Here is a 1,053-nt window from a genome sequence, read left to right as displayed (position 1 = left end):
GGATCCATCACGGTTTATAAAAATAAAGTAAATGGGAAAAAGACATCCTCGATCATTCTTCCTTTCAGCGTCTAAGGCGAATTAGACAGTTAGCTTGGACAGATATGGTTTATCCGGGAGGCAACGCACACGCGATTTGAACATTCTATGGGTGTAATGCATGTAGCAAGCGAAATGTATAAATCTATACTTAGCCGAAAGAAAGAGTATCTTATTGACAAGTTGGGGTTTAATGATGCAGGATTTGATCATGATCTTACTCTGTTACGCTTAACTTCTTTGGTTCATGATATAGGTCACCCTCCATTTTCACACGCCGGTGAAGGTTTAATGCCAAAAAACCCCGAAACAAATAAACCATATAAGCATGAGGATTATTCCGCAGCTATTGTTAAATATGTTCTAAAAGATAAAATTGAAAATCACCGTGAAAACGAAAACTATCATATCACCGCCCAAAACATAATTGATTTATTAAAAGGCAACCCTCAACTAGGTAGAAGGCTTTTATGGCATAATATTATAAATGGTCAAATAGATGCAGATAGGTCCGATTACCTTCTTCGGGATTCTTACCATATTGGTGTAAGTTATGGGAATTACGATCTCAAAAGATTAATCATTTCGTTAACTGTCACCGAGTTCCCTGAGACAGGAACATCAGTTATTGCCGTAGAGGAAGGTGGCCTTCACGCTGCTGAGTCCTTAATTATTGCCCGCTATATGATGTTTACACAAGTATATTATCATCACACGCGTAGATCATACGATTATCACATTACTGAAGCCATGAAGCAAATACTATCTGAAGAAACAGGGAGAGAATTGTTTTCCCGAACCAACCTCAAAAGAAAACATTGAGCAATATCTTAAATGGGATGATTGGCGTGTCCTAGGTTTACTTAGTCAAGGGAAAGGAGGCGAACACGGTGAAGCATTGAGAACACGTTGTCATCACCGTAGTGTTTATCATACCCGAGAAGTGCCACTAGAGAGTGAATAGAGGAATATAAAGAAAATATTAGAGAAACTTGGAAATCTTGCCGAATTTGA

The 1,053-nt window shown here is 38.4% G+C and carries 1 protein-coding gene; it reads left to right on the top strand.

Going from position 1 to position 1,053, the window contains the following annotated elements; genetic code table 11:
• The first annotated feature begins 147 nt into the window (after positions 1-147).
• The gene (locus SSCH_RS07210; protein WP_052835428.1) at positions 148-861 is read left to right on the top strand and encodes an HD domain-containing protein; all 714 of its coding nucleotides are present in this window, start codon (positions 148-150) and stop codon (positions 859-861) included.
• The last annotated feature ends 192 nt before the right edge of the window (positions 862-1,053 follow it).

Origin of the sequence: Syntrophaceticus schinkii, assembly GCF_000946815.1 — a bacterium.
In the GTDB taxonomy this organism is placed as follows: domain Bacteria; phylum Bacillota; class DSM-12270; order Thermacetogeniales; family Thermacetogeniaceae; genus Syntrophaceticus; species Syntrophaceticus schinkii.
This window is presented reverse-complemented; position numbering and strand designations above follow the sequence as displayed.

Excerpts from the sequence above, each read along its gene's own strand:
- SSCH_RS07210 (WP_052835428.1), top strand. The coding sequence starts at position 148 with ATGGGTGTAATGCATGTAGCAAGCGAAATGTATAAATCTATACTTAGC.